The sequence below is a fragment of the Bacteroidota bacterium genome (genome assembly GCA_040388375.1).
In the GTDB taxonomy this organism is placed as follows: domain Bacteria; phylum Bacteroidota; class Bacteroidia; order UKL13-3; family UKL13-3; genus JAAFJM01.
The window spans coordinates 121,910-147,503 of the sequence record JAZKBU010000001.1 but is presented as its reverse complement, the minus strand read 5'-3'; the positions used below and the strand labels follow the sequence as shown (position 1 = coordinate 147,503).

The 25,594-nt window shown below is 34.5% G+C and carries 24 protein-coding genes; 19 read left to right on the top strand and 5 right to left on the bottom strand.

Features of this window, described 5'->3' with window-relative positions; genetic code table 11:
* Positions 1-176: 176 nt before the first annotated feature.
* Both V4538_00645 and V4538_00640 read right to left on the bottom strand, forming a co-directional pair.
* A complete protein-coding gene (locus V4538_00645; protein MES2379517.1) occupies positions 177-320 on the bottom strand; it encodes a hypothetical protein in 144 nt (47 codons plus the stop codon).
* A gap of 237 nt (positions 321-557) precedes the next feature.
* On the bottom strand, positions 558-932 hold the full coding sequence (locus V4538_00640) for a transcriptional repressor (GenBank protein ID MES2379516.1): 375 nt from the start codon (positions 930-932) through the stop codon (positions 558-560).
* A 114-nt stretch (positions 933-1,046) separates the two neighbouring features.
* On the opposite strand from V4538_00640, the gene V4538_00635 reads away from it, so the two are divergent.
* From V4538_00635 to V4538_00550, 18 genes are all read left to right on the top strand, one after another.
* Positions 1,047-2,051 carry an NAD(P)/FAD-dependent oxidoreductase gene (locus tag V4538_00635; GenBank protein MES2379515.1) on the top strand — a complete coding sequence of 335 codons (1,005 nt, stop codon included), beginning with the start codon at positions 1,047-1,049 and terminating at the stop codon, positions 2,049-2,051.
* A gap of 4 nt (positions 2,052-2,055) precedes the next feature.
* Entirely contained in the window at positions 2,056-2,316 is a 261-nt protein-coding gene (locus V4538_00630) for a hypothetical protein (GenBank protein MES2379514.1), read from the top strand.
* A complete protein-coding gene (locus tag V4538_00625; protein ID MES2379513.1) occupies positions 2,313-2,927 on the top strand; it encodes a class I SAM-dependent methyltransferase in 615 nt (204 codons plus the stop codon). Before V4538_00630 ends, V4538_00625 begins: the two co-directional genes overlap by 4 nt.
* A 189-nt stretch (positions 2,928-3,116) precedes the next feature.
* The gene (locus V4538_00620) at positions 3,117-3,473 is read left to right on the top strand and encodes a hypothetical protein (protein MES2379512.1); all 357 of its coding nucleotides are present in this window, start codon (positions 3,117-3,119) and stop codon (positions 3,471-3,473) included.
* On the top strand, positions 3,448-5,007 hold the full coding sequence (locus V4538_00615; protein MES2379511.1) for a hypothetical protein: 1,560 nt from the start codon (positions 3,448-3,450) through the stop codon (positions 5,005-5,007). Before V4538_00620 ends, V4538_00615 begins: the two co-directional genes overlap by 26 nt.
* A gap of 195 nt (positions 5,008-5,202) precedes the next feature.
* The gene (locus V4538_00610; GenBank protein ID MES2379510.1) at positions 5,203-6,210 is read left to right on the top strand and encodes an STM3941 family protein; all 1,008 of its coding nucleotides are present in this window, start codon (positions 5,203-5,205) and stop codon (positions 6,208-6,210) included.
* 116 nt (positions 6,211-6,326) lie between these two features.
* Entirely contained in the window at positions 6,327-7,694 is a 1,368-nt protein-coding gene (locus V4538_00605) for a hypothetical protein (protein MES2379509.1), read from the top strand.
* Between the two features lie 76 nt (positions 7,695-7,770).
* Positions 7,771-8,487, top strand: a complete 717-nt coding sequence (locus tag V4538_00600) for a DNA-deoxyinosine glycosylase (protein MES2379508.1) — start codon at positions 7,771-7,773, stop codon at positions 8,485-8,487.
* A gap of 500 nt (positions 8,488-8,987) precedes the next feature.
* Positions 8,988-10,181, top strand: coding sequence for a THUMP domain-containing protein (locus V4538_00595; protein ID MES2379507.1), 1,194 nt, complete (start codon positions 8,988-8,990; stop codon positions 10,179-10,181).
* A 134-nt stretch (positions 10,182-10,315) separates the two neighbouring features.
* The gene (locus V4538_00590) at positions 10,316-11,194 is read left to right on the top strand and encodes a hypothetical protein (protein MES2379506.1); all 879 of its coding nucleotides are present in this window, start codon (positions 10,316-10,318) and stop codon (positions 11,192-11,194) included.
* A gap of 12 nt (positions 11,195-11,206) precedes the next feature.
* Positions 11,207-13,615: a heavy metal translocating P-type ATPase metal-binding domain-containing protein gene (locus tag V4538_00585; GenBank protein ID MES2379505.1), complete on the top strand. Its 2,409-nt coding sequence runs from the start codon at positions 11,207-11,209 to the stop codon at positions 13,613-13,615.
* A gap of 14 nt (positions 13,616-13,629) precedes the next feature.
* Positions 13,630-13,794, top strand: a complete 165-nt coding sequence (gene ccoS, locus V4538_00580) for a cbb3-type cytochrome oxidase assembly protein CcoS (GenBank protein ID MES2379504.1) — start codon at positions 13,630-13,632, stop codon at positions 13,792-13,794.
* A 127-nt stretch (positions 13,795-13,921) separates the two neighbouring features.
* Positions 13,922-16,048, top strand: a complete 2,127-nt coding sequence (gene ccoN, locus V4538_00575) for a cytochrome-c oxidase, cbb3-type subunit I (protein ID MES2379503.1) — start codon at positions 13,922-13,924, stop codon at positions 16,046-16,048.
* 8 nt (positions 16,049-16,056) lie between these two features.
* Positions 16,057-16,212 (top strand): CcoQ/FixQ family Cbb3-type cytochrome c oxidase assembly chaperone, encoded by a 156-nt coding sequence (locus V4538_00570; protein MES2379502.1) that lies wholly within the window; start codon positions 16,057-16,059, stop codon positions 16,210-16,212.
* A gap of 25 nt (positions 16,213-16,237) precedes the next feature.
* On the top strand, positions 16,238-17,119 hold the full coding sequence (locus V4538_00565) for a cbb3-type cytochrome c oxidase N-terminal domain-containing protein (GenBank protein MES2379501.1): 882 nt from the start codon (positions 16,238-16,240) through the stop codon (positions 17,117-17,119).
* A gap of 10 nt (positions 17,120-17,129) precedes the next feature.
* Positions 17,130-18,551 (top strand): cytochrome c oxidase accessory protein CcoG, encoded by a 1,422-nt coding sequence (ccoG, locus tag V4538_00560; protein ID MES2379500.1) that lies wholly within the window; start codon positions 17,130-17,132, stop codon positions 18,549-18,551.
* A gap of 19 nt (positions 18,552-18,570) precedes the next feature.
* Complete coding sequence (locus V4538_00555; GenBank protein MES2379499.1) at positions 18,571-19,020, top strand: FixH family protein; 450 nt, start codon at positions 18,571-18,573, stop codon at positions 19,018-19,020.
* A 6-nt stretch (positions 19,021-19,026) separates the two neighbouring features.
* The gene (locus tag V4538_00550; GenBank protein MES2379498.1) at positions 19,027-19,731 is read left to right on the top strand and encodes a sulfite exporter TauE/SafE family protein; all 705 of its coding nucleotides are present in this window, start codon (positions 19,027-19,029) and stop codon (positions 19,729-19,731) included.
* Positions 19,732-19,750: 19 nt separating this feature from the next.
* On the opposite strand, the gene V4538_00545 is transcribed toward V4538_00550, so the two are convergent.
* Positions 19,751-21,931: a transglycosylase domain-containing protein gene (locus V4538_00545; protein MES2379497.1), complete on the bottom strand. Its 2,181-nt coding sequence runs from the start codon at positions 21,929-21,931 to the stop codon at positions 19,751-19,753.
* A gap of 32 nt (positions 21,932-21,963) precedes the next feature.
* Complete coding sequence (locus V4538_00540) at positions 21,964-24,603, bottom strand: tetratricopeptide repeat protein (protein MES2379496.1); 2,640 nt, start codon at positions 24,601-24,603, stop codon at positions 21,964-21,966.
* A 122-nt stretch (positions 24,604-24,725) separates the two neighbouring features.
* On the opposite strand from V4538_00540, the gene V4538_00535 reads away from it, so the two are divergent.
* On the top strand, positions 24,726-25,082 hold the full coding sequence (locus V4538_00535; protein ID MES2379495.1) for a hypothetical protein: 357 nt from the start codon (positions 24,726-24,728) through the stop codon (positions 25,080-25,082).
* A 10-nt stretch (positions 25,083-25,092) separates the two neighbouring features.
* Here the strand turns inward: V4538_00535 and rfaE2 are convergent, their stop codons facing one another.
* The gene (gene rfaE2 / locus V4538_00530; protein ID MES2379494.1) at positions 25,093-25,584 is read right to left on the bottom strand and encodes a D-glycero-beta-D-manno-heptose 1-phosphate adenylyltransferase; all 492 of its coding nucleotides are present in this window, start codon (positions 25,582-25,584) and stop codon (positions 25,093-25,095) included.
* Between the last annotated feature and the right edge of the window lie 10 nt (positions 25,585-25,594).

Here is a 25,594-nt window from a genome sequence, read left to right as displayed (position 1 = left end):
ATGCAAACACGACCGACAACACTTCGGACGGACAGAAGGGCAGCTGATAACAGCGGTTTGGCAAAAGTGGCGGTTCAGTGCTTCGTATGACAGTTTATCGTAAATTTGAAGTGTGTGCTTCGTATGAAAGTTCAGTGGTAAAATCGCCACCTTCGCCAAGCCGCAAACCGTTATACCTAAATTACATTAGTTACTTTGTGCATGGAATCATTTATAATGTTTAAGTCTCTTAACAAGGTTTCAAGGTTCGACTTTTGTCCCGTGTCCTCCACACTCAAAGGCTTCAATAATTTTATTGAAGCCTTTTTTGTTTTATGCATATTGTGTTGTCATAAAAACAATCTTCATACACATAAACGCTTGTCCCCCTATCTCTTTAACCAAGCAACTGCTACCTGCCAGCATAGGCTAACTGATAAAAGCCCATTTGATGATTTTAGTGTAAAAAATTATATTCGTGTGACAACAGTTATAAAAAGCCAACACAAATGGGTAGGCTTTATGTAATTTTATTACACATATAAGCAAGTTAGGTGCAATTTTAGAGCGACACCCTACTACGAACAATCTTTACAAACACCAACAAGGACACAGTTCATTTGTTGGACAATATATTTTTCGGGAACAGAAAATTCTACAAGTGTTGGCAGACATTCAATAGTCTCACATTTTGTGCAACGAAAATGAAAATGATTTCCTGAAACAGGTATCTCATCACATTTCACACAGACAGCAAAATACTGTTTGCCATCATCGGCAACAATTTTATGGACAATCTCATCTTCACAAAAACGGTTTAAAATTCTGTAAATAGTAGCCCTGTCAGCATTAACATCCATTTGCTTTACAATAGCATCTTGGCTCATTGCCCTTCTTTTGCTTGTCAAAACAGACAAAACAGCCTCTTGTGTTTCGGTATTTCTACGTTTCATCATAGTACAAAATTAGTCAAAAAATACTAATGCGACAAACTTGCAATAATTTAATGCGACTTTATCGCATTAACGAAAAAATATCCTATCTTTGCCGAACGGAATAGCAAAAAAATGACTTCAAGAAGAAAATTTATACAACAAAGTAGTTTGGCATTAACTGCCTTGGCTTTGCCTTTTCCATTGACAGCATTTACAAAATATAACAAAATGACAGATAACAAAAATTTTGACGTAATCATAATTGGTGGCAGTTATGCAGGGCTTTCTTCTGCAATGGCATTAGGACGTTCTTTGCGAAATGTTTTAATCATTGACAACGGACAACCTTGTAATATCCAAACACCACATTCACACAACTTTTTAACGCAAGACGGCAAAACACCAAAAGAAATTTCTGAACTTGCCAAACAAGAAGTTGAAAGATACGAAACCGTAAAATTTTACAAAGGACTTGCCACAAGTGGTGTAAAAACAGAAAATGGTTTTGAAATAACAACAGACACAAACGACAAATTCACAGCAAAGAAATTGATTTTTGCAACAGGCATAAAAGACACAATGCCAGACATAAAAGGTTTTTCGGAATGTTGGGGAATTTCGATTATTCATTGTCCCTACTGTCACGGTTATGAACATCGTTACCGAAATACAGGAATTATAGCAAACGGACAAAAAGCGTTTCACCTTGCATCAATGGTAAATAACCTAAGCGACAAGGTTACGATTTTGACCAATGGAAAAGCAGACTTTAGTTCAGAACAATTAGAGAAACTTAACAACCACAATATAAAAATTATTGAAACCAAAATTTCAGAAATTGAACACAAAAACGGGCAACTAAAAAATCTGATTTTTAAAGACGGAAATAAAATCCCTTTTGACGTTGCCTATGGTGCAATTCCATTTACACAACACTCTGATATTCCAGTTTCACTTGGTTGCGAACTTACTGAACAAGGCTATGTAAAAATTGTAGCTTTTCAAAAGACAACTGTACCAGATATTTATGTTTGTGGCGACAATTCCAATATGATGCGTTCTGTTGCTAATGCTGTTTCAAGTGGAAATATAGCAGGAGCAGTAGCGAATGGCGAATTAGTACAAGAACAATTTTAATTTTATGGTAGAAGTTTTTATTACAGACATTCAGTACGCAATACAAGCAGAAAGAATTTTAAACACAATTCAAACCGAAAATCTTGAATTGAAAATTAACTATGACCTTAACGAAACTGAATTTCCTTTTCCTTGCGGACACACTATTTTAAGAATTGAAGGCAATAAAATCAATTCAGATAAAATTATGGAAACTGTAAGAAATCAAGGATTTAATTGTGAAATTTTAGAAGATAAAATTTGCACACAATCAGGGCATTTATGACAGAATTTTGGGAAGAAGCATTTAAGGACAAACAAGAAATGTGGGGTTTAAACCCTGCAAAATCAACTGTAATTACAAAGGACTTTTTTGTTGAGCAAAAAGCAAAAAGTGTTTTAATTCCAGGCATTGGTTACGGACGAAATGCACAAATTTTCAGAGACAACGGAATGACCGTAACAGGAATTGAAATTTCAGAAACTGCCATTGAATTAGGTAAAAAACATTTTGGAAACGAAATGAAAATTTATCACGGCTCTGTAACAGAAATGCCTTTTGACAACAATTTGTATGACGGAATATTCTGTTACGGATTAATTTACTTGTTAGACAAAAGCGAAAGAACAAAACTAATTCAAGACTGTTATAATCAACTCACAGAAAATGGATTTATGGTTTTTACGGCAATAACAAAGCAAGCCGTAACCTATGGACAAGGAACAACCATAGACAAAGACAGATTTGAAATGTTTGGTGGCGTTAAAATATTCTTTTACGACAGAGAAACCATAGAAAAAGAATTTGGACAGTTTGGACTTTTTGAAATTACAGAAGTAACAGAGAATTATCCTTTCCACTTAATAAAATGCAAAAAGAACTCGACAGAAAATTGATGAACCCGAAAAAAAACTGCACCTAACAGCGGTTTGGCGTAATGGGGGGCGGACATTCTTCGTATGAACATTTTTGCTAAATTTGAACTGTGTGCTTCGTATCAAGTATAGTGCTGAAAAGCCCCCACTACGCCAAGCCGCAAACCGTTAGTAGTAAACATTCCTCAACTTCGCATAAAAATAGAAACAATGAAATTGAAACTTATCTTTTTATCAACTTGCATTTTATTAGTATCGTGTGAAAAATCTAAGTTTGACAAAATTGGTTGGAATGAAAAAGGTGATTTAGGAAGTTATCCAAAGAGAAAAAGTATGCTCAATGATTTAATCGAAAATCATAAGTTAAAAGGAATTAAATATAAAGAATTAATAGAACTATTGGGTTTGCCAGAAAATTATTCTGATGAAGAGTATAACACAATGACATATAACATTGAAATAGATTATGGATTTGACATTGATCCAACTTACTCAAAACATTTAAAAATAGAACTAGCGATAGATAGCGTAGTTAAAAGTTATGAAATTGTGGAATGGAAAAAATAATGGCTACTGCTTACAACGGTCTAGCGCTATTGCTGTTAACTCGCTAAATTTGAGCATTGCGTTTCGCTTTTATTTTTATCTTAGCGTGACAATTAATCGTTACGCAGTGGGCAACAGCGCAAGGCCGCGAAACGTTATGCGTCAGCTTAAACAAGATTTTGTAATAAAAGACCTAATGAAAAATATTGTATCCTTTCTGTTTGCACTAAGTTTTACTTTGACTTCATTTGCACAAAGTGAAAATGATTTTGAAATTCCGCAGCGAATTATCTCAAAATATGCAATAAAAGAATTATCCATATGGAAAATTGAAAAAGTCGAATCTCCTAAACCCGATACTACACTATTTAAAGTTGATAAATTTGATAAGTTCGGACATTTAGTGCTGCACCGATTAGGTAGTTTGTCGGATGAATATCATACCTGGACACAATATATCTTCGATTCATCCGGGCATTTGAAATTTGAATATAAGATAGACGAAGAAGGATATATAACAGAAATTAAGGAATATATCTTTAGGCAAGACTTGCTGACCGAGACCCGCAATTATGGATTGCAGTATCATGAAATTCACTTAAAAGATTTCGACAAAATAAGAAATCACCAATATCAGGTTGAAACTATGACATATAATTCAAAAGGACAGTTAACATCTAATTCCTATTGTTCTGTTTTTCCTCCTAAAATAGATTCAATTATAGAAAATGATAAGCGGTCTGACGGGAGTGTTTATGTTGAATTGATTCCAAAGAAAAATATTATTAATAAATCGCCATCTTGTTCATGGATAGTTTACAATACTCTTGACAAATCAGGAAATATTATCCGACAGAAAACCGACCCTACTTCAGTAATTTTCATTGACGATTCATTTGCATATGACAAACGGAACCAAATAACCTATAGGATTACATTTAATAGCGGAGATATTAGCAAAAATAACAGCCGCAATAAAGTCATAGGTGAAAACAGGGAAACCCGATATGAGAATATTTATGATAAGAATAATCGTTTAATTGAAGTAAAGACTTTTTTTAATAATCTTAGGACTTGTTATTTGCGGACAACCTATGAATACGATACCAAGGGTATTCTTAAGAGGAAACAAATATTCAAAGTTTATCCCTCAGAGTGCCAATGTAATTCTTCAATTGACAGAGATGAAATAGGTAATTTAAGTTGTATCAAAGGAAGTAATTCAGCAAGCGAAAATGTTGTTATATCAGATACATTATATTATTATGAATACAATGAATTTGGGGAACAAACGGACTATCGAGAGTATTGTGGAATAGGTCAAATTGACCCAGAGGGAACGCTATTTTACCAGAAGTTTCGGAAAGTTAACGAAATTGGGTTAAGCACATATTCATTTAGCTTCTATGGCAAAAGCGACAATTTGGGGTTGGGTTATGAACATTTAAATGCGAGCAAATTTGAAAATTATTACACACATTATGAAAACGGACTAATATGGAAAATCAAAAAGAGTGAAGGGAGTCAATATTTATTTAAATACGAGTTTTATTAGACTTCCAGAATAAAGACGAACGCATAACAGCACCTACAAGAAATTGGCGGTTCTGTGGTTACATGAAGCTTTGTGCTTCGTATCAAGTGCAATGCTGGCAGACAGTTTTCGTCTCCGAAATCGCCAACTTCTTGTAGTTGCAAAACGTTGGCGGTAATATTAACAGACCCGACCGTAAAGACATAGAAATAGTTAATGACAGAATTTAAACTATACAAGACTACAACAAAAGGACTGAAAATTATCGGTATGTGTTTACCGTTTGTTGCAATTGGACTATGGATGATAACTGACAATCCTTATGGAACCACTGAATATATTATGGGATGGGTTGGCACTTGTTTTTTTGGGCTTGGAATTCCAGTTGGACTTTTCCAGACGTTCGACAAAAGACCACAGATTGTAATCACAGAAAACGGCATTTGGGACAGGACAACAAATCAAGACGAAGTAAGATGGGAACAAATTGTTGAAGCCTATCCGATAGACATTCACGGTCAAAAATTTATTTCAGTAGTAACAGACGACACTTTTGTTTTCAAGAAAAAACCATATAAATGGGCTACAAAAATCAATGATTTTGTAGGAGCACAAAATCTCAATTTACATTTAGGACAAATAAATATTGACGAAATTGAACTGACCAATTTTATAAATAAAGTAAGCAAAGCAAGTTTAGAAGAACGAAGAAAACTTATTAAGACATTTAAAATCAATAAAACCAATTTCTCTGCAACAGATTTACAGAAAGTTATTATCTACGTTTTTATATCAGTATTGCTTATACTTTTAACACTATCAAGTTTTGCAGCATTTATGACAATTATGATAGTAATGGGAGTTTCGGCTCTAACTGCACGTTGGAGACCCGACAATTCAACTCTTAGAAAGTATGCAGGCATTGCAACTTGGCTTGGATTTATTAATATGGTTTTGTGTTTAGGAACAATCAAGATATACGACAGCATAACAGAAGACGTGGCTGAACAAGTGACAATTAAAATTGAAGAGTTCCAAAAGCTAAATACAACTTTCCCGACTGACATTAAATCAATCAATGAAAAATTAGAGCTTAATTTCATAGAACGCTATTTTGCTAACCAAATTAACTATAAGACACGTGACAATGACTATGAATTAGAAGCGAATATGCTTTTCGGAAAGCGAAGAAAGTATGACAAAAACAACAGTGAATGGAAATAAATACTACCGCCAACACGGGTTTGGCAAAAGTGGCGGTTCAGTGCTCCGCATAAATATTTGTGGTAAAAATTCCATCCATCGCAAATCTGAAAAACCGTTATGGGTAATATAAAAAAATGAGACTACAACTTTTTAGAATAACAATCATCGGACTTTTGGCAACTCTTATTGCGAGTTGCAGTTCTGACAAAGCAACTTCTGGCAAAATTAATTTTCCGACTGTTGAATTTACAATATCTGCGTCATTAGATACTACAATCTTCGGAGAGCAAGGAACTCGCGTATTTATAGAAAAAGGCACATTTCAATTTGCAGACGGAACTCCTGTGACGGATTCAATAAAAATAAAGATTAAAGAATTTTATCAAAAATCTGATATAATACTTGCTGATCTTTCGACTGAATCAGATGGGAAACTTCTTGAGACTGGAGGAATGTTGAAGATTACCGCTACATCAAAAGGACAAGAAATTGAAATAAAGGGAGACAAAAGAATTGTGGTGCATTTTCCGAAGCCCCAAGACAGTTATAAGCAAATGAATCTATTTTTCGCAGATAAAAGTGCAACTGATTCTTCGGTAACTAATTGGGATATTGATACGGTCAACCTTGTAAAAAGAACGCTTGAGATTGGTTCGTATGCTTGGCACCACCCGTGGGACGACTCTACTTCATATGACTTTATCCCTAAAAAGCAGATTGATACTGGTTATTACTGGAATCCATTAGATTTATATTTAAATGCCTATAATTTTTCCAATGAGACAAAAAAAGAAATTGAATCAAACCTGAATAAAACGGTATACCCTACCCTGAATTCATGGAATGACTACGGCATTGAATGTGAAATGTCTATTACGAAAGAAGGATTTATAAAAAATCCACGTGTAAATTCAAAGGTTACCCAGTCGACTAGAAAAGAAATCATTCAATTTTTAAAAAATCTTCCTCAATTGGAACCAGGAAAGAACAAAAAAGGTGAAATCGTTGAAAGAAGTGGGCTGCTTTTCATCCAAGGTGGAAATATTGTTCCTCTATACAAATCGAGAGAAGAATATTTGAGGTCATTTGACAACAAATATTCATGTTTTGAAAAGAAACCAATTAAAAATATTGACAACGCAGAACTTGAATATTATATTTTTAGCGTAGCGAAATTAGGCTGGATAAATTGTGACCGTTTTTTAGACTCAGAAAAGTTGATTGATTATATTGTGCAATCACCGACAGTCACCGACACTAAAATAAAAATGGTGTTTACTGACATTGACGGTGTACTAATGGCAAAACTGGTTGACGGCAAGCATGTTTTTTCAAAAGTTCCAGTTGGCAGACAAGTTACAATTGTAGCTATTAAAAACGCAGATGGAAAATTTCAGACGGCATTTCAAAAACTGACTATTGCAGACAAACCCTTAGAAAATTTAGCTTTTAAGGAAACGACATTAGCGGAACTGAAACAAGAACTTGAAAAGCTTAACTAAACATACTACGCATAATAAAAAACAAATGACGCTTCACGAGGCAATAGAAAAACTTTTACAGCAAACGAAACATTCAATGACGACTCTTCAAATTGCTGATGAGTTGAATAAAAATGGATGGTATCAAAAAAAGGACGGCTCTCCAATTCAAGCATTTCAAATTCATGGCAGGACAAGAAATTATACAAATATTTTCAGTTGTAATGGTTCAGCAGTTTCTTTAATTGGGCAACCCTTAACTAAAGTAAAATCAATGCCAACAGAAAAATCGAAGGGGGTAAAACAAGTATCAAAAGCTGATGAGGTACATACTAAAATGTCGTTCGGTCCAATTGCTAACGCTGATACTACCTTTTTGATTTTAGGGTCAATACCTGGCGACAAATCAATTGAACTTAATGAGTATTATGGACACCCAAGAAACCGATTTTGGAAAATTATTTCGACAATTACCAACAACGATTTGCCTCTTACTTATGCTGATAAAAAAGAACTGCTACTAAAAAATAAAATTGGTGTTTGGGATGTAGCCCATAAAGCAAATAGAAAAGGTAGTCTTGATAGTGCAATTAAAGACGAAGAACCAAATGATTTGGATAGCTTTATAGATGGCCACCAGCATTTAAAAGTTATCGGTTTTAATGGAGCAAAATCTCAGGCACTTTTCAATAAGTATTTTGATAAAAAAAGTGGCATTAAATATATTGCTTTACCAAGCACAAGTCCTGCAAATGCAGGTATTAACTTTGGCAATATTTGTAAACAATGGCATCAAATATTAATAATTGACTGATGGCCGAGAATCACTATTTGTCAGCAGAGTACATTTGTAATAAGTATGCTCTTTTTTCGTAGTCAGCCCTCTAGTTATTAAGATGTAGTTAAAGGAAATTAGTAGTAAAAACCCCACTTTTTTCCTGTTTTTTCAATTTGCTGAAAATATAAGCACCGAAAACTTATTTTTGAGTTAACCATAAAATCATAGACAGATGGAAGCTAAAAAATATAGACCCAGTTACACTAACCCTAGAATGCTTGTTTTGTCTTTCCTGCTTTTTGTTACATGCATTTGCATAAAGTGGTTAGCCGAGCACGGCAATTAAAATAGTACTGTATTTGATGGCTTTTGTTACCGGTAATGAAAGTACTCACGCCACCTATTTTCTGATGGGTTTTACTAATGCAAAAAATAATTGAATAGGGCTTCCTGTTTAAATAGTTATATTGCGCCCTCATAAATGCATGGTTGTTAATTTGGTAATGACCAATGTGTAAAGCAAATACAAATAAGTTTTGAAAAATATTACAGAAGGGCAATTTAAAATGATTGCCAAAACCCAACAGGGTTTAGAGCCTCTTTTAGAAAAAGAACTACAACAATTAGGCGCACAAAATACACAACGTTTAAAAAGAGCGGTAAGCTTTGAAGGCGATAAGGCCTTATTGTACAAAGCAAATTTATATGCCCGTTTAGCTTTAAAAATATTGGTTCCTTTTTACCAGTTTAAAGCCCGTAATGATAAACAGCTATACGATGCGGTTGGTAAAATTGATTGGTCCACATTTATGAATGTTGATGGCTCTTTAGCTATTGACGGGCTTTTACGCTCCGACTTTTTTAACCACTCGCAGTACATTGCCTTAAAAACAAAGGATGCTATTGTAGATCAGTTCAGAGAAAAATTTAACAGAAGACCTGATGTAGATATTATTAATCCGGATTTACGTTTAAACATACATATTTTTAAAGATGATGTCACCCTTTCATTAGATGCGAGTAACGATTCATTACATAAAAGAGGGTATAGGGAAGAAACCAACAGAGCGCCTTTAAATGAAGTAACCGCAGCAGCTATTGTAAAAATGAGCGGTTGGGATTTAAAAGAGCCTTTTATGGATGGCATGTGTGGTAGTGGAACTATAGTGATTGAAGCAGCTATGTTAGCTAAAAATATTCCGGCTAATTATTTACGTAAACGTTTTGGTTTTCAATCGTGGTTAGATTACGACCATCAGCTATGGCAAAGCATAAAACAAGAAGCCAAAGCGAATATAGTACATGATAGGAACCTGAAAATTTATGGTTCGGATATATCAGGCACCACACTTGAAATAGCCAGAGAAAATATAAAAAACGCAGGTTTAAGTGATGTAATAAGATTGGATAAAGTGCCTTTTGAATATGCAAAAGTGCCTGCTGATAAAGGTACTTTGGTTATTAACCCACCTTACGGGGAAAGACTTTCATTGGAAGAAGCAGGTGAGTTTTATAAAATGATTGGCGATAAATTTAAGAAAGATTTTAACGGTTGGCAGGCATGGGTACTTTCATCAAACCAGGAAGCCATGAAAAGTATCCGTTTAAAAACATCGCAACGCTTACTGGTTTACAATGGTCCGTTGGAGTGTAAGTTTCACCAATACCAAATGTATTTAGGCACTAAACGCACCGATAAAGGAACTGCCGCAGAAGAACCTGCGCAATAGTTTCCTTGTCACTCTTTCTGTTTATAGCTTATTGTTAAATGATGGTTTGCTGACACTTGTCAGTTATAAATACCCTAATCATCAGTTTTTACATTGAGTCAAGTCATAGGGTTGCGGTATTCATAAGAATACCTTTGGTACAACATAAAGTGTATTGTATTACCAAAGATGCTATGGCCCAAAATTTACTGATATTATTAGATGATAATGATAATACTGAAGCTTTAATAGAGCAAAGTAAGAGCATGTTTAATGCTGGTACCATTACCTCTTCAACGGGTGTTTTTGTTGATGGAATCAGTCATCATGATATTGGTAACTTGTTTAATAATAGTGTAAATGAAGTATCGCAATATGAATATGATGAATTGATTTCAAAAATATTGCACAATAACCCACTTAATAGCCAAGAAACAATAGAGCGAGTAATTAGAAAATGTAAGTTACTGTCGCTTAAAATTGATGTGTTTTTTGAAAAAGCCAATTTACTGGCAACCTCTTTTGTGGTGGAATCAAAATACAGCGATACCTTAATTATTGGGAAAGAAATAATAACAAAAAATTTGGATAGCAAAGAGGGGGCTGATAACATTTATCAATTGCTTACCACTTGCCAATGCCCTATACTATTGATTCCTTCAAAGGAGTTAATAATTGAGCATGTTGTTTTGTTATTTGATGGGTCGTTAGATTCATTTCAAACCATTAAACTATTTGTTTATTTAATGGGAGCGCAAATAAAGCAGGCCTCCGTACATTTAATTATTAAAGCCACTAATCAAGCTTTGGATGAAGAGCGGTATTTAATTGCTTATATTAAATCGTATTGTTTACATTTTTCTATTAGTCGTATATACCTAGAGGCATTTCAACATGATTTATTGATGTTGTTAAATACGTACCATCATTTTTTGCTGGTAGCCGGCCATAATAAAGAGGATATTATTTACGATTTAATGAAAGACAAGGAATCGTACTTTTTAAAGGAAGGCAATAGTGTTTTTATGGCTTAATAATAGATTGACATGGGTGAATTAAAATCGGAAAAAGCTAAAACAACTTGTTGCCACTGTGGCGATGATTGTAAGGACGGGATAATCTCATTCGCTGATAAAAGCTTTTGTTGTATAGGTTGTAAAAATGTATTCAGGCTTTTGTCGGAAAATAATTTAATGGATTATTATACCATTGAAACAACACCTGGTAAGTCTTTAAAAAGTTTGCAGCAAAATAAATTTGCCTACTTGGACGATAACCAAGTACAGTCAAAGTTGATTGACTATAAAGACGATAAAATAGCTAGACTCCAATTTACTATTCCTACTATTCATTGCAGCAGTTGTATTTATTTGCTTGAGAATTTATATAAAATACATGCTGGAGTGGTGGCTGTAAGGGTTAATTTTTTAAAACAAACAGCCAGCGTTGTATACGATCCACATAAAATAACATTGCGAGAGTTGGTTACTTTATTAGCCAGTATAGGTTATGAACCCACCTTAAGTATGCACGATATGAAGGACAAGAAACGCAATCATACCAATAGAAAACTTTTGTTTCAAATTGGAGTGGCTGGTTTTTGTTTTGGTAATATTATGCTCATTAGTTTTCCGGAGTATTTTGGACTGGATATGACCACTAAGAACTATTTGTCGGCTGCATTTGGTTATATTAACCTGGCATTATCCATACCGGTTTTTGCTTTCAGTGGGCAAGATTATTTAATAGCAGCTTACAAAGGATTACGTAAAAAATTAATTACCATAGATGTACCCTTGGCCATTGGTTTAGTGGTTTTGTTTGTACGCAATTTTTATGAAATATTGAGTCATACAGGCTTAGGTTATTGCGATACTTTAGCCGGTTTGGTTTTCTTCTTACTCATAGGTAAATGGTTTCAACAAAAAACATACGAGTCGCTTTCCTTTGAGCGCGATTACCAATCATACTTTCCCATATCAGTTATGACAATTAGCAATGGCGCTACTGCTTCAGTTGCCATTAATAAATTGAAAGTAGGCGATAGAATATTAATTAGAAACAATGAGATAATTCCTGCTGATAGTATATTACTAAAAGGACAGGCTAATATAGATTTTAGCTTTGTTTCGGGCGAGAAAGAACCTGTTAAAAAAGAATTGGGTGAAATAATTTATGCAGGAGGTAAACAAACCAGCGGTAATTTGGAGTTGGAGGTATGTAAGTTAACGGAACAAAGTTATTTAACACAATTATGGAATAACGATATATTTTCCAAAGCAGTTAATAGTAAAGTAGAAACTTTTCAAACCAGGGTGAGTAAGTATTTCACTGTTGTTTTACTAGCAGTAGCTGTTTCTTCAGCTTTGTTTTGGATGGTTTTTGATAGTCATAAAGTAATTCATGCTTTTACTTCTGTACTCATTATTGCATGCCCATGTGCATTGGCTTTATCAAGCCCTTTTGCATTGGGTAATGCCATGCGTAATTTAGGCAGGCAAAAATTTTATTTGAAATCGGCAGGTGTGGTAGAACATATTGCCAATATAGATACCATAGTATTTGATAAAACCGGTACCATTACACAAAGCAATGAGTCGCAAATAGTATTTGAAGGAAGTGAGTTAAGTGATTTGGATAAGGAGTTGATAGTGGCAGTTGCTCAAAACTCCATACATCCTTTAAGTAAACGTATTGTATCGTATTTGCAGGTTAATACAAGTATGTCGTTAAATGTATTTAATGAGTATATAGGAAAAGGTATACAGGCTGATGTAGCAGGAAATGAAATTAAATTAGGCTCAGCTAAGTTTTTAAACATTACCACAACAGATGAAAGTGTATTGAATACTTTTATTTATGTGAAAATAAATGAAGAGTTGAAAGGGCGGTTTAAAATTAATCATATATACCGAACCGGTTTAAAAAACGTAATTGATAAGCTTGCCAATATATTTTCACTAAGTGTTTTATCTGGCGATAATGAAAGTGAGAAAGCTTACCTGCAAACGGTGTTTCCTGATCAGGCTCAATTATTATTTAAACAAAGCCCATCCGACAAATTGTTATTTGTAAATAGTTTGCAGGATAATAATAAAAAGGTGATGATGGTTGGTGACGGATTAAATGATGCGGGTGCTTTAAAGGCGGCTGCTGTTGGTATTAGTTTAAGTGAGGATACTTCCAGCTTTTCTCCATCAAGCGATGTAATTATGGATGCCAGTCAATTTGAATACTTGCCTTCCTATTTAACGTATTGCAGAAACACCATGAAAGTTATTTATGTAAGTTTTATACTTTCATTAAGCTATAATATTATTGGTTTGTCGTATGCAGTAAGTGGCACATTGTCTCCTGTAATTGCTGCTATACTAATGCCTATAAGCTCCTTTACAGTAATAGGTTTTACCACTTGTGCTACTTATATATTAGCAAGGAAAATGAATAAACAATAAAGCAACCAGAAGCCATGAAAATAATGTTGATTTTAATAGGATGTAGTTTTGTATTAGCTGTTGGTTTTTTAATAGCTTTTATATGGATGGTGAAAAGTGGTCAGATTGATGATGATTATACTCCTTCTGTTCGCATGCTTTTTGAAGATGGAACAAAAACTGAACAAGACATTCAATAATTTTGCTTCGTAATAATGACATGCATCAGTATTTATAATATAATATGTCACACTATTGTTTGTAGTTGGTCATATTATATAGTATAAAGGCATAGTAGGTTTGTTGAGTAAATAATATACTCACCTTATGCAAATAGAAAAATTTCAATACGATAACCGAATCGTAAAAAACTTTGCCATAGCTACCATGTTATGGGGAGTTGTAGGAATGATTGTAGGTTTGCTCGTTGCTATTCAACTATACGAGCCGGCAGCTAATCTTGGCAATCAGTATACCTCATTTGGTCGCATCAGACCATTACACACCAATGCTATCATTTTTGCTTTTGTAGGTAATGCTATTTTCATGGGTGTGTATTACTCGTTACAGCGTTTATGTAAAGCCAGAATGTTTAGCGATGTTTTAAGTCGCATACACTTTTGGGGATGGCAGGCCATTATTGTGGCTGCTGCACTTACTTTACCTTTAGGTCTTACCACATCAAAAGAGTATGCAGAGTTAGAGTGGCCTATTGATATTGCTATTACTTTAATTTGGGTTGTGTTTGGCTGGAACATGTTTGGTACCATTTTTAAACGCAGGGAGCGCCATATGTACGTAGCCATTTGGTTTTATATAGCCACATTTGTTACTGTAGCAGTATTACATATTGTTAATTCATTTGAATTACCTATTTCACTATTTAAAAGCTATTCGTGGTATGCCGGTGTGCAAGATGCGTTGGTACAGTGGTGGTACGGACATAATGCAGTGGCTTTTTTCTTAACCACTCCATTTTTAGGATTGATGTATTATTATTTGCCTAAAGCAGTTAACAGACCTGTTTACTCTTATAAATTGTCTATCCTGCATTTTTGGAGTTTAATATTTTTATATATCTGGGCAGGGCCCCATCATTTACTTTATACTTCTTTGCCCGACTGGGCTCAGTCATTAGGTGTTGTTTTTTCTATTATGCTTATTGCTCCTTCGTGGGGAGGTATGATTAATGGATTGTTGACATTAAGAGGTGCCTGGGATAAAGTTCGTGATGAACCTGTTTTAAAGTTTTTTGCTGTAGCTATTACAGCATACGGTATGGCTACGTTTGAAGGGCCTCTGTTATCGCTTAAAAACGTAAATGCTATTGCACATTTTACTGATTGGATAGTAGCCCATGTACATGTTGGAGCTTTAGGCTGGAATGGATTTATGACTTTTGGTATTTTATATTGGTTAATTCCCAGAATATATAATACCAAAATATACTCTGGTAAATTAGCAAATTTTCATTTTTGGATTGGTACATTAGGTATATTATTTTATGCAGTGCCTATGTATTGGAGCGGATTTACACAAGGTTTAATGTGGAAAGAGTTCACAGAAGCAGGGCAATTAAAATATGAGTTTATAGATACGACTAAACAAATTCGATCATTACATATATTTCGTTCTATTGGTGGCACTCTTTATTTAGCAGGAACCTTAGTAATGGTTTATAACCTTGTTAAAACTATGGCTTCAGGTAAACTGGTAGCCAATGAAAATGCAGAAGCCCCGGCTTTGGAAAGCAATTATCAACCGGTTGGACATGCCTCTTATTGGCATAAAGCATTAGAACGCAAACCTATTACTTTTATGGTATTGGCTATTGTGGTGGTTGCTATTGGTGGTCTGGTGGAAATGATGCCAACCTTTTTAATTAAATCAAATATACCAACTATAACCAGTGTTAAACCTTATACTCCGCTTGAGTTGCAGGGTCGCGATTTGTACATACGCGAAGGTTGTGTAGGTTGTCATTCACAAATGGTTCGTCCGTTTAGAAGTGAAACAGAACGTTATGGTGAATATGCAAAAGCTGGTGAATATGTATATGATCATCCATTTTTATGGGGTTCAAAACGTACCGGTCCTGATTTATTACGCGAAGGTGGTAAGTATCCTAATAGTTGGCATTATCATCATATGATTGACCCTCGTTTAATGTCGCCCGGTTCTATTATGCCAGCATACCCTTGGTTGGCTGAACAAGTGTTGGATATTTCAAATACCAAAGATAAAATTAATGCCATGCGCACATTAGGCGTGCCTTATGAAAAAGGTTATGAAAACCAGGCTGTAGCTGATTTACAAAATCAGGCAAAACAAATAAGTGAAAACTTAGCTGTTGAAAAAATAAAACTGGAAAGTGATAAAGAGTTGATTGCTATTATAGCCTATTTACAACGCTTAGGTACCGATATTAAATTAAGTAATACAACCACTAAATAATTAAAAATATGTTTCGCAATTTATTACATGAAATAAGTGGAGTTAATATTTATCAAATGTTTTCTCTGCTAGTGTTTACCTCGTTTTTTGTATTGGTTACTATTTGGTTGTTTAAAGCTAAAAAGAGCTACATAGAAGAAATGCGTAATAAACCACTTCAATAAAGTTTAATATTTAATCAATAGAAAAATGAAAGCAAAAATATTTGTAGCCGCGAGTATAGTTATGTTATCAGGTTCAGTAATGGCATCAGAGTCTGCATTTAACTTTGGTGATTTTGACATGCTGTATTTAAAAGTGATGGCCATTTTAATTAGTCTTTTGGTGCTGATTATATTAGGCTTAACATACATTATGTTAAAAGCAGTCAGGAATATTAATAAACCTGTTGTGGTAGCATTAGAAGAAAGAACAACCGTTGAAAAATTATTTTCATTGCACTCATTAAAACATGAGAAAGAATTAATGCTGGACGAAAGTTTTGATGGTATTGTTGAGTTAGATAATCCTACACCACCCTGGTTTAACTTTATGTTTTATAGCACTATTGTTTTTGCTATCATTTATGCCTTTTGGTATCACTTTTTGGGTTATGGTCAATTGCAAATGGCAGAGTATGAGCAACAGTTAGCTGATGCAGAAATAGCCAAGGTTGAATACCTGAAAAAAGTGGGCAATACTATAGATGAGAATAATGTTAAACTATTGGCTGATAGCAAGCAAATTAATGAAGGAAAAGAAATGTTTATAGCTAAGTGTGCTGTTTGCCATGGTGCTGCCGGTGAAGGTAAGGTAGGGCCTAACTTAACCGATGAATACTGGTTACACGGAGGCGAAGTAAACAATATTTTTAAAACCATTAAATATGGTGTAACAGGTAAGGGTATGATAGCTTGGGAAAAGTCGTTAAATGGATTGCAAATGGCTGAACTCACAAGTTATATTACCACACTGCAAGGTACAAACCCTCCGGGTGCATTAGCACCACAAGGTACTAAAATGGAATCGACAAAATCTGATTCAACACAAGCTGTAATTGCAAAGGATAGTTTAATAACCGCGTTACAATAATTTTAAAATCATGCAGGAAGTTGAAGCGGCTACGGCATTAGATGAGGCCCATTACAGGGATAGCTTGTCAAATGTAAATAAGGAGGGTAAACGCCTTTGGATCTTTCCAAGAAAGCCTAAAGGTGGTTTATACCTCTACAGAACGCTTTTTGCATGGTTTTTATATGCGCTGTTTTTTGTAAGCCCTTTTATTAAAATGCATGGACACCCCATGTTGTTATTTAATATTTTAGAGCGCAAGTTTATTATTTTCGGTATGCCTTTCTGGCCACAGGATTTAAACCTGTTTGCTTTACTCATGCTTACTTTTATTCTTTTTATTATTGTATTTACGGTATTGTTTGGCAGGGTATGGTGCGGGTGGGCCTGCCCTCAAACCATTTTTATGGAAATGCTTTTTCGTAAGGTTGAGTATTTAATTGAAGGCGATTTTAACCAGCAAAAAAAGTTAGCTGCACAAACCTGGACAACTAATAAAATAGTAAGGAAAACAGCTAAGCATGTGGTGTTTTATTTGTTGTCATTTTTAATAGCCAATACATTCCTTTCATACATTATAGGTATTGATGAAATGAAATTGTTAATCATAGAAGGTCCAATAGCTCACTTAGGTAAGCTTATTTCTTTATTAGTATTTTCAACAGTTTTCTATTTTGTTTTTGCCTTTTTACGCGAAATAGTTTGTGTAATTATTTGTCCATATGGCCGCTTACAAGGTTTAATGTTAGACCAACATTCTATTGTAGTGGCCTATAATTATTTAAGAGGGGAACCAAGAGGTAAGGCGGTAAAAAAACAAGCAGAAACAACTCTTAAAGGCGATTGTATTGATTGTAAATTATGTGTGCAGGTTTGTCCTACGGGCATTGATATAAGGAATGGTACACAACTGGAATGCATTAACTGTACAGCTTGTATTGATGCCTGCGATGAGGTAATGGTAAAAATAAATAAACCAAAAAGGTTGATTGGCTTTAATTCAAAAAATGGGATTGATAAAAATGAAACCTTTAAATTTACCTTACGAAATGTGGGTTACTCATCAGTATTGATTGTATTATTTGGACTATTAATTTATTTGGTAGCAAGCAGGAAAGAAATAGAAACTACACTGAACAGAACGGCTGGTATGTTATACCAAACACAGACTAATGGTAATATAAGTAATCTTTACAATATAGAAGTTGTGAATAAAACATTTAATGCGGTACCAATAGAGTTAGAATTAATTAAGCCCATAGGAGGGAAAATTATTTTAATTGACCGTAATAAAATAAATATACCTAAAGATGAATTAGCTAAGACTAGTTTTTTTATAGAGATAGATCCTAAACTCATATCAAGTAATCAAAACGAAGTGCTTATTAATGTAAAAATCAATGGTGAAATTATTGAGCAAATGAAATCGAATTTTTTAGCACCGGTTAATTAGTATAAAACAAAGTAATAACATGAAACTGAATTGGGGAACAAAACTAGTTGTAGCAGCTGCACTATTTATGGCTTTTATTATAACAATGACTGTAAAAATGATAAATGAGGATGTGGTATTGGTTGAGAATGATTACTATGAAAAAGGTGAAGCTTACCAAACTACTATTGATGCCAATAAGGGAGCAGATAGTTTGTTAGAGGTGACAGTTATATGGTTAAATAACAACCAAAATACTCAAGTCTTACATATTAAAAACACACAACTTAAAAAAATCAGTAATGCATATATTCAATTTTATTGCCTGGCCAATAAATCTTTTGACAAACGGATAGCAATTGATTTGAACAACCAAGAGCATGCTTGCTCCGTTGGTTTAATTGATTTTGCAAAAGGCAATTGGACAGCTAAAATAATATGGAATGATGAACAAGGAATCCATTATTTAGAAGAACATTTACATATATAACCGGATATGGAATTATTGTTTTTAACGGCATTTGTAACAGGCTTGGTAGGTAGTATGCATTGTGCAGGTATGTGTGGGCCCATTGCTTTTGCTTTACCCAAACATAGCAGTACAACAGGCCATTTATTCGTTTCACGCTTAACCTATAACTTAGGCAGAATTTTTACTTATGCAGTGTTGGGAGCCATTATAGGTTCATTAGGCTTTGGTTTAAAAATAGCCGGATGGCAGCAGTCCATCAGTATTTTGGCCGGTGTGTTAATTTTGGTTGTAACGTTAATGAAATTGTTTCTTCCAAAAATATTAAGCAAGCTGGAGTTTAATTTTTGGGGCAATAAATGGTATGGAAAATTATTCAGGAGTAAACATTTATTTTCCTTTTTTTTAATTGGTGCACTCAATGGCATATTGCCTTGTGGTTTTGTGTATGTAGCTTTAATAGCATCACTGGCTACACAATCTGTTTTTTATGGAGCCTTGTTTATGGTTTTATTTGGACTGGGTACTTTCCCTATTATGTTTAGTATATCCATGCTTGGCCAAATAGTTAAGCCAAGCATAAGGCACAAAGCAAGTGCTTTAACACCTGTATTTGCCATTATTATAGCCTTGGTTTTTATTGCAAGAGGAATGAACTTAGGTATACCCTATTTAAGTCCTCATATAGATAATGAAACACAAACAGTAAAAATGTGTTGCACACCAAAGTAGTTGTACAAAACCTACTGCTTTATTCTTCTGTAAAAGGATCGCTTGTTTTGTTGTCAGGCTGGTAAGCATCGCAGTCCAATTCAATGGTTAAATCAGCTTTGGGCTTTTCCCAATACTCCACCACATTTACTAATTTTTGTGCTTGTAATGCTTTCATGTAATTACCAAATATAGGCATTGCCATAGCTGAGCCACTACCTAAATCCATAGAACGGAAATGAATAGCACGTTCTTCAAACCCTGTCCATATACCGGTTGTAAGTGTTGGTGTAATACCAATAAACCAGCCATCGCTATAGTTTTGAGTAGTACCTGTTTTGCCACCCACTGCACCTTTTATTCCGTATTGGTATTTTATTTTAGCAGCAGTACCATGCATGGTAACTTTCTCTAACATTTTACACATTACGTAACTGGTTTGCTCGCTTAATGCTTCTCTGCTTTCAGGGCGTTGTTCAAAAATAACATTACCATTTTTATCGGCTATTTTCAGTAAATATTGTGGCTTTATCCAAACACCTTTATTGGCAAAAGTGCTAAAGGCTCCGGTCATTTCAAAAACAGAAATATCAGCCGTTCCCAATGCTGTAGCCGGGTAGGGGCCCATATTACTTTCTACACCCATTTTTTTAGCAATGTTTATTACCTGTTTAATGGCATTTGGGCCTAAGCTTTTTAAAACATTTAAAGCAATTAAGTTTACTGAAAACTGTAAACCACGGTACATGGTCATTTCAGCTGTGGTATAAGCTTCGTCAGCATTGCCTGGTTTGTAGTCAGGATAACCTTCAAACTGCACAGGTTTATTCGGGTAAATAGTACAAGGTGAAACACCGTTATCAATAGCCAAAGTATAAACGAAAGGTTTAAAAGTTGAACCTACCTGGCGTTTCGAATTTTGGTTTACGTGGTCGTATTTAAAATACTTATAATTATGTCCGCCAACCCAGGCTTTTATTTGCCCTGTTTGTGGGTCCATACTTAACAAACCACATTGCATAAAATATTTATAATACTTAATGCTGTCCATAGGAGTCATGGTGGTATCAATTACACCGCGTTCGTAAGTATAAACGCTCATTTTTACAGGTGTGCTAAATTGTTTTTCTATTTCGCTGTCGCTTAAGTTTTGCAGCTTACAAATTCTATAACGGTCACTGCGTTTCATGGCAGTTATTAATAATTCCTTATGTACACCCCAAGGGTCACGGCCTTTCCAATGCTTATAAAATTTAGCCTGCATTACTTTTAAATGTTCTTGTGCGGCTGTTTCAGCTTGTGCTTGCATTTTAGCATTAATGGTGGTATAAATTTTCAACCCGTCTTTGTATAAGTTAAATCCATTTTCTTCCGCCCATTCCATCAGTTCCAAGCGCAAATGCTCCCTGAAATAAGTAGCTAAACCTTCATTGTGGTCATCTTCCTGATAGTTCAGTTTTATTTCTTCCTTTTTAAATTTGGCTGCATCGGCTGCTGATATAAAATTACTTTTCAGCATTTGATTCAATACAGTATTGCGTCTGTTTAAAGCATTGGCCGGGTTTTTATTGGGATTAAATTTGGTAATACCTTTTAACATACCTACCAACATAGCCGCTTCGGGAGCATTTAAGTCTTTAGGCGATTTCCCGAAAAATACTTTTGCCGCACTGCGTATACCAAAAGCATTGCCCCCAAACTCAACCGTATTAAAATACATGGTTAAAATTTCTTCTTTGGTATAACGTTGTTCAATACGAATGGCGGTAATCCATTCTTGTAGCTTGGTTAGTACCTTTTGGTGAAAATGTTTAAATCGTTTGCGGGGAAATAAGTTTTTGGCTAGCTGTTGGGTTATGGTACTACCACCCTGGCGTTTGCCAATTAAATTATAAATAATAATGGTAAATAAGCGGTTGTTGTCAATACCACTATGCTTAAAAAAACGAATATCTTCAGTAGCAATTAAAGCATTCACCAATTGAGGACTTAAGTCTTCAAAGCTGGCATTACTCCTGTTTTGTAAATAGTATTTGCCAAGCATTACACCATCGCTGCTATATACTTCACTGGCCAATAAAGTTTTTGGGTTTTCCAGCTCTTCCAAAGGAGGTAGTTTGTAGGTAGCGGGTACCCAGTCAAACCATAATATGCTAACCAATAAAGCAAAAATAGCGATACCTCCAAATGCGCCTATCCAAAGCCATTTGATATACTTCATTGCATTTTTGTCGAAAATTGATTGTAGAAAACTCATGGGGTCTGTTTTAGCTGTGCTTTTTTATAAAATGTATTGTACTTTTCAATCTCTTTATCGCGCAATATTTTTTTATAATTATTGGTCGATATAATAAAGTCAATATAAGGTTCTTTTACTTTTAAACGGGCTGTTACAACATTATTGGCTGTAATACCTTTATAATAATCTTCTGCTTTTTTCTGAGTGCTGAATTCTCTTACCATTAAAATCTGGTAACCTTCATTACTCATTATGGCATTTACCCTTAAATTATCAAGCGATGCAAAAGCATCATTATAGGTTGAAATAGCTTCTACGTATTCGGTAAAATTGGCTTTTTCGTTTTTAATAGCCATGATATAATAATGCGGGGCATCCGGTTCCATTTCAACCCTGAACTCCGCCAGCGTTGAATCTTTACCTATTATTTCATTGCGTTTTTGTGATCGGTTTAAAATATCAAGTATCTCTTTGGCTTGGTCAGCCACATCGGTTTTAGCAAACTCGGTTGTTATATTAGTTAATGCCTGTTTAAAGTTTTCTACTTTTTCAGTTTTTCCAATAGCCAATGCGTTTATATACTCAAACTTAGGCCTAAAATTATTACCAGGATATTTTTTATCAGCTTCGGCTTTTAGTTTTTTTACGGTTTCATATTGTTCGGCTTTATAAGCTTCAAACGTTTGATCGTATAAGGCTACTAAGTCTTTATTTTGGTCAGTAGCTACTGTATTGGCCGACTTACCTTGTAATAGTAACGAGTATGGATTATCAGGATATTGTTTTAACAAATCGTCCTTATAAACTTTAGCATTGTTTTTTTCTTTCAACTCCTCATGCGACTTATGCAAATAATACCATGCTTCAGGCTCATAATCACTTTTAGGGAATTTACTTTCCAACATATTAAAGTAACCGATGGCTTCTTTATAATTTTTTATTTTACTGTAATAAATCAAGCCTAGGTTATGCAACGCCTCCATTAAATTTAAGTTGGAGTTTTCAAGCGCCTGTTTGGTGAATGGAACATTTCGTATCCACGCATCTTTTAACGAGTCGCCAAAAAATTTAACAACAGGTTTGTTTTCTTCTTTATCCGCTATGTCTTTTTGTTGGTTGTCTTTGTTCTTTTGTTCCTCCGGACTTAATTTTTTCTCATCGCTACTGTCTTTGCCTGCATCCGGAGTTACTTTATTGTTTTTCTCTTTTGAAGCTATTCTCCAAAAGTCTTCATTAATACGCTGACCCCATTTTTTATTGCTAAAAAACTCAGCGGAGCCATTGGTTAATAAAGCCGTATTGTAAAAGTACCATTGGTTTGCAGCATCGCCAATACCCGGTGTACTTGGATTTGCTATATTATTCTGATTGGCCTGATTGCTTAACTCAATTGATTTATTCTTTTTAGCCTCTTTGGCAGCCAGTTCTCTTTGTTTGTTATAATTGCTTATCCAATCGGTTACTTTTTTATTTAAATCAGCTTTACTCAGCGTGCTTAGCTTTTGTAAACTATCTTCTGTTTCATAAACAGTAATATTATTAATCAACTCACTTAATACCGCTTTGGTGCTTGTAATGGTATTGTATTGTTTATCTGTTTTGCTAATTAAAGCAGCAGTAGAGTCGTAATACAATTTAGCATTTTTATAATTTTTTAAATCAAAATACAGCTTAGCCAATTCGTAATACGATTTGGTTTTTTGCTCTTTATTTTTGGTGCTTTTGAAAGTTGATTTTTTGAAAGCAGCAATAGCTGCATCGTTATTTTTTTGCGATAATTCTAATTTGCCTAACTCAAAATAAATTTGATCAAGGTAATCAATATTTTTATCGTCATTGGCCATTCTGCGCAAGTTGCGTCTTACTTTGTTTACAGCCGTCTTATCATTTACATCGTATAGTTTTGTAATATTAATAGTAGCATTAAAGGCAAAATCGTAAGCAGGTACTAAACCAATTACTTTATTGAAATTAACCAGTGCATTTTTTTTATCATCAGCTATAATATACAACTGGCCCAATATGTAACGGTATCGTATTTTAGTTTCCTTATCTACTTTACCTTCATTTAAAACTTTGTTTAAATTTTCAATGGCCGATTTGTATTTCTCTAATCTAATATTTACATCGGCAGCAGTAGCATATATTTCAGCTATATCTTCTTTCTGGATATTTTTATTGGAAAGCACCAAGCCAATAACAGCTTCCGCTTCAGGTGTTTTCTTTAAGCCTATATAGGTTTTGGCTAACCACGCAGTCGAAATGTTTTTATATTCAGCGGGGTATTTGCTAATCATAAATTGCAAAGCTTCTTGGCTTGCATAAAAATCGCGTTTAAAAAAATGGGTTTTAGCTATGGCAAACCAGGCTTCATCAGTATAAGAGCCAACTTGGTGTAATTGTATGGCGCCCGAAAACTTTTTCATGGCCTCGTCCAGCACATTGCTTACCCCTTTAGCCGCAGCTTCATCACCATAAGGAAAAACATCCAATACTTTATTAAAGTCGTTAACATGACCTGCTTTCAAGCTGCTAATGGCATCATTTAGCTTTTGTTCACCATTAAAATAAATATTGAAATGCCCCGTCATGCTGTGCCATTTTCGGTTAATCCATCTGTCCCGAGTAGGATTACATGAAAAAAACAATACCATAGCTATACATAAGGCACTTGTAGTTTTATAAAAATATCTATTATTAAAATAGTTCAAAAGCAATCTAAATTTATATTTTTGACGAAAATCTGAGTTTACAATTTTAATCATTATCGGCTAATTTGGAATCAAAACGACAAAAGTTTTTACGTAAGTTAAAATTACCCTTACGTTTAGTAATAATTAATGACGAAACGTTTGAAGAGAAGTTTTCGTTTAAGCTTACTCCCATGAACGTTTTCGTTGGGTTGAGTTCTTTTGTAGTGTTATTTACAGTAATAATAATTTTTTTAGTTTTTACCACACCTTTTCGCGAGTTGGTACCCGGTTATAGCGATTCTGACAGTAAACGCAACTTGGAAGAGCTAATGTTTAAAACAGATTCATTGAGCCAGGCCATTAAAGCCAAAGATGCTTTTATGAAAAATAAGATAGATATTTTGAATGGTGGAAGCGGGCTGAGCGATTCTATTCAATAAATTTTCACCTTTAAGATAACTTTATTTTTTTTTCGATACCGCTGGTTGAAAAGCCCGGTAGAAAAGGAACGGTTTTTACTTCGCCACCTTTAGCGGTAACTATATCGTAGCCAACTATGTCTTCCGGTTTGTAATCACTTCCTTTAACCAATACGTCAGGTTGTACCAGTTTTATTAAATCGTAAGGGGTTTCTTCTGCAAATAGTGTTACCGCGCTTACACATTGTAAAGCTGCCATAATCAATAAACGCGATTGCTCGTCTTGAATGGGGCGGTGAGGTCCTTTTAATTCACTTACCGATGCATCTGTATTCAAACCCATTACCAATACATCACCCAAATCAGCCGCATGGTTTAAATAATCAACATGGCCTTTGTGCAGTAAATCAAAACAGCCATTGCTAAAAACTACTTTTTTCCCTTCCTGTTGCCATTGTTTAACTTGTTCGGCAAGACTTTCCCAAGTATGTATTTTATCGTGAATGGCTTTAATATGTGTCATTGTTAGGGTA

What these genes read in the sequence shown, in the direction of transcription:
- V4538_00645 (MES2379517.1), bottom strand. Translation starts at nt 320, where the DNA reads ATGCATAAAACAAAAAAGGCTTCAATAAAATTATTGAAGCCTTTGAGT.
- V4538_00640 (MES2379516.1), bottom strand. Translation starts at nt 932, where the DNA reads ATGAAACGTAGAAATACCGAAACACAAGAGGCTGTTTTGTCTGTTTTG.
- V4538_00635 (MES2379515.1), top strand. Translation starts at nt 1,047, where the DNA reads ATGACTTCAAGAAGAAAATTTATACAACAAAGTAGTTTGGCATTAACT.
- V4538_00630 (MES2379514.1), top strand. Translation starts at nt 2,056, where the DNA reads ATGGTAGAAGTTTTTATTACAGACATTCAGTACGCAATACAAGCAGAA.
- V4538_00625 (MES2379513.1), top strand. Translation starts at nt 2,313, where the DNA reads ATGACAGAATTTTGGGAAGAAGCATTTAAGGACAAACAAGAAATGTGG.
- V4538_00620 (MES2379512.1), top strand. Translation starts at nt 3,117, where the DNA reads ATGAAATTGAAACTTATCTTTTTATCAACTTGCATTTTATTAGTATCG.
- V4538_00615 (MES2379511.1), top strand. Translation starts at nt 3,448, where the DNA reads ATGAAATTGTGGAATGGAAAAAATAATGGCTACTGCTTACAACGGTCT.
- V4538_00610 (MES2379510.1), top strand. Translation starts at nt 5,203, where the DNA reads ATGACAGAATTTAAACTATACAAGACTACAACAAAAGGACTGAAAATT.
- V4538_00605 (MES2379509.1), top strand. Translation starts at nt 6,327, where the DNA reads ATGAGACTACAACTTTTTAGAATAACAATCATCGGACTTTTGGCAACT.
- V4538_00600 (MES2379508.1), top strand. Translation starts at nt 7,771, where the DNA reads ATGACGACTCTTCAAATTGCTGATGAGTTGAATAAAAATGGATGGTAT.
- V4538_00585 (MES2379505.1), top strand. Translation starts at nt 11,207, where the DNA reads ATGGGTGAATTAAAATCGGAAAAAGCTAAAACAACTTGTTGCCACTGT.
- ccoS (MES2379504.1), top strand. Translation starts at nt 13,630, where the DNA reads ATGAAAATAATGTTGATTTTAATAGGATGTAGTTTTGTATTAGCTGTT.
- ccoN (MES2379503.1), top strand. Translation starts at nt 13,922, where the DNA reads ATGCAAATAGAAAAATTTCAATACGATAACCGAATCGTAAAAAACTTT.
- V4538_00570 (MES2379502.1), top strand. Translation starts at nt 16,057, where the DNA reads ATGTTTCGCAATTTATTACATGAAATAAGTGGAGTTAATATTTATCAA.
- V4538_00565 (MES2379501.1), top strand. Translation starts at nt 16,238, where the DNA reads ATGAAAGCAAAAATATTTGTAGCCGCGAGTATAGTTATGTTATCAGGT.
- ccoG (MES2379500.1), top strand. Translation starts at nt 17,130, where the DNA reads ATGCAGGAAGTTGAAGCGGCTACGGCATTAGATGAGGCCCATTACAGG.
- V4538_00555 (MES2379499.1), top strand. Translation starts at nt 18,571, where the DNA reads ATGAAACTGAATTGGGGAACAAAACTAGTTGTAGCAGCTGCACTATTT.
- V4538_00550 (MES2379498.1), top strand. Translation starts at nt 19,027, where the DNA reads ATGGAATTATTGTTTTTAACGGCATTTGTAACAGGCTTGGTAGGTAGT.
- V4538_00545 (MES2379497.1), bottom strand. Translation starts at nt 21,931, where the DNA reads ATGAAGTATATCAAATGGCTTTGGATAGGCGCATTTGGAGGTATCGCT.
- V4538_00540 (MES2379496.1), bottom strand. Translation starts at nt 24,603, where the DNA reads ATGGTATTGTTTTTTTCATGTAATCCTACTCGGGACAGATGGATTAAC.
- rfaE2 (MES2379494.1), bottom strand. Translation starts at nt 25,584, where the DNA reads ATGACACATATTAAAGCCATTCACGATAAAATACATACTTGGGAAAGT.